This is a genomic window from uncultured Caldilinea sp., assembly GCF_937128415.1.
GTDB lineage: Bacteria > Chloroflexota > Anaerolineae > Caldilineales > Caldilineaceae > Caldilinea.
The window spans coordinates 1-2616 of sequence record NZ_CAKZMJ010000048.1 but is presented as its reverse complement, the minus strand read 5'-3'; the positions used below and the strand labels follow the sequence as shown (position 1 = coordinate 2616).

Annotated in this window: 2 protein-coding genes and 1 pseudogene; all 3 read left to right on the top strand. The window is 62.8% G+C overall.

What is annotated here, in order from left to right:
* A pseudogene (locus Q0367_RS07240) lies at positions 1 to 1047 on the top strand (hypothetical protein); the annotation flags it as partial.
* 1 nt (position 1048) lies between these two features.
* The gene (locus tag Q0367_RS07235) at positions 1049 to 1684 is read left to right on the top strand and encodes a GNAT family N-acetyltransferase (protein ID WP_297639358.1); all 636 of its coding nucleotides are present in this window, start codon (positions 1049 to 1051) and stop codon (positions 1682 to 1684) included.
* A gap of 59 nt (positions 1685 to 1743) precedes the next feature.
* The coding region (locus Q0367_RS07230) for a glycosyltransferase family 39 protein (protein WP_298981357.1) at positions 1744 to 2616 on the top strand (873 nt) is incomplete at its 3' end.

Genomic DNA, 2616 nt, shown 5'->3' with positions numbered 1-2616 from the left:
GCCGGCTTCCAGACGACGCCGCCCGCCGTTCCGCCCGATGTGACGCAGGTCTATCTGCCCTGCAAGCTTGAGGAGCGCGACGCCATCCGCGTGGCGGAGCAGCGCGCCGGGGCGCGCATCGAGGTCAAAGGCGTGCAGCTTCTCTACGAAGCGGGCGTCCTCGGCGCTGCAACGGTGCGCTTCGTCGATCCCAAACGCAACATCGACAAACAGACGGAAATGGCGTTGCTGGCGCGAGGCGGCCGTCAGCTGACCGGCCTGGACTGGGGACGCGCAGAGGCGCTCCCGCTCACAGCCTCAGAACTTTCCACAAGCCCTGCATCGGTGGACGAAAGACAAGGGCCATTCTACGCCTCGCTGCCCGAAGGCGCCGCCACCGCCCGGGCGCTCTCCAGCGCCTCCCGCGACCTGGCGGACTGGCTGTATTACAATGCTCGCTATGACGTGACCGTGCACCCTGAGCTGGGCGTCACGCGGCGCCCTGACGAAGACGACCGCTCGTTCAACATCCGACTGCAACAGGCGGCGCGCGAGCGCCGCGACGCCGAGGTCGACAAATTGCGCGCCCGCATGGAAAAGGAGATCGAACGCGTCGCCGAGCGCCTGCAACGCGAACAACAGACGTTGGCCACCGAGCAGGCGAGGGCGCAGGCGAAGCAGACGGAGCAATGGGTCAACATCGGCGAAAGCGTGCTCAGCTTCTTCATGGGGCGCAGGTCGATGCGCTCTTTTTCCAGCGCCACCAACAAATGGAGCCAGACGCAGCAGGCGTCCATGCGCGTTGATCAACGCAAGCAGACCATCGCCCGCCTCGAAGAGGAGAAACAGAAGCTGGAAGAGATGTTGCAGGCGGAGATCGACGCCATCGTCAGCCGCTGGGAGGATGTTCTGGATGACCTCGCGACCGAAACGCTCAAACCGCGGCGCACCGACGTCAACGTGCGCGCGGTGACGCTGGCCTGGGCGCCGCTCTGGCGCGTGATCTATGAGGTCGGCGTCCGCGAGGAGGCTATTACGGTTCCAGCCTATGTCGAGCCAGAAAACTGACATGTCTCGCTACACCATCACCACACTGAAGCCGGAATACTTCGAGCAACTGGAGGAGCTGCAGCGCACCTGCTACCCTACGCTGGGGCCGCAGGAATTGATGCGCGTCGAACACTTCGCCAGCCAGTACGCAATCTTCCCGGAAGGACAGATCGTTGTGTTGGACGGCGATCGCGTCATCGGTCAGGGGTCGGGATTCTTCACCGATTTTGATTTCGAGCACCCCAATCACACCTTCGCCGGTTTCTGCGACCATTTTTACTTTCGCAATCACAATCCCGCCGGCGCCTACTACTATGGGGCTGACATCAGCGTGCATCCCGACTACCGCGGGCAGGGTCTCGGCAAGGCCATCTATCAGGCGCGCATGGATTTGGTGCGTCGCTACAACAAACGCGGCATCGTGGCGGGAGGGCTGATCCCCGGTTTTGCGCGTTACAAGCATCGCATGACCGTTCAGCAGTACGTCGATGAGGTGGTCGCAGGCAGGCTGACCGATCCGACGCTCTCCTTCCAACTGAAGCAGGGATTCGTCGTGCGCGGTCTGATTGAAGGGTACCTGGAGGACAGCGCCTCCGACAATTGGGCGACGCTGATCGTCTGGGAAAACCCCGACTACATAGAAGCAGAAAAGTGATCGCCCGACGGTCTGCCGTTTCCTCCGCACTGTGCGATTGCGCTACAATGGCGTAGCGTATGCAACGGCCATTGTACAATACGTCTCCGCCTGGCGCGACGAGCTGGCTTCGTTTCTTTCTGATTGTGCTTCTGTTCGGCGCATTCGCCCTCCGGCTCCAGGAGCTGACGCGCCAGGACATCTGGTGGGACGAGGCGCGCAACATCGACGTGGCGCTGCGCCCGTTGCCGCAGATCGCCGACGCCCCCGAGCTGGACATTCAGCCGCCGCTCTATTACTGGCTGTTGCACGGTTGGAGCAGCTTTTTCGGCGTCGTCAGGGGCCAACCGCCGACGCAGATTGCATTCTTCTCCAGACTGTTGAGCGCATTCGTCGGCGTCGCCGGCGTCGCCCTGCTGATGGCGTATGGGCGGCGCGTGGGCGGCGCGCAGACAGGCGCGCTGGCTGCGTTGATCGGCGCCTTGTCCCCCTTCTGGCTGGCCGAAAGCCAGGAGACGCGCATGTACACGCTCGGCTTCGCCCTGCTTACGGCGGCGGCTGCGCTCTTTTTGGAGCAGCTCGCTTTTCGCCAGCGCAACGCCGCTCCGCTCTTCACCAGAACGTCGCTGCTCTTCGTCGTCTTTGCAGCCGCCGCCCTGATCACTCACTACAATGTGGTTTTTGTCCTGGTCGCCTGGTGGATCGCATGGGGCGTCTGGGCGATGATGCAGGCCGAACGCTGGCGTCAGTTGCAGGCGGTCGTCGTTCACGGCCTGGCGCTGACGCTCCTTTTTTTGCCGATTGCGCCGATCGCGCTGCGGCAGATTCCCGGCTACCAGAATCCCAACATCACCGTTGTGACATTAGGCGAATATCTGCGCCAGAACTGGCAGGCCTATTTGGGCGGCTACGCCTATGATCCCGGGCTGCTCATGGGATTCGCCGATCTCTGG

Coding starts and splice junctions, on each gene's coding strand:
- Q0367_RS07235 (WP_297639358.1), top strand. CDS start 1,049: ATGTCTCGCTACACCATCACCACACTGAAGCCGGAATACTTCGAGCAA.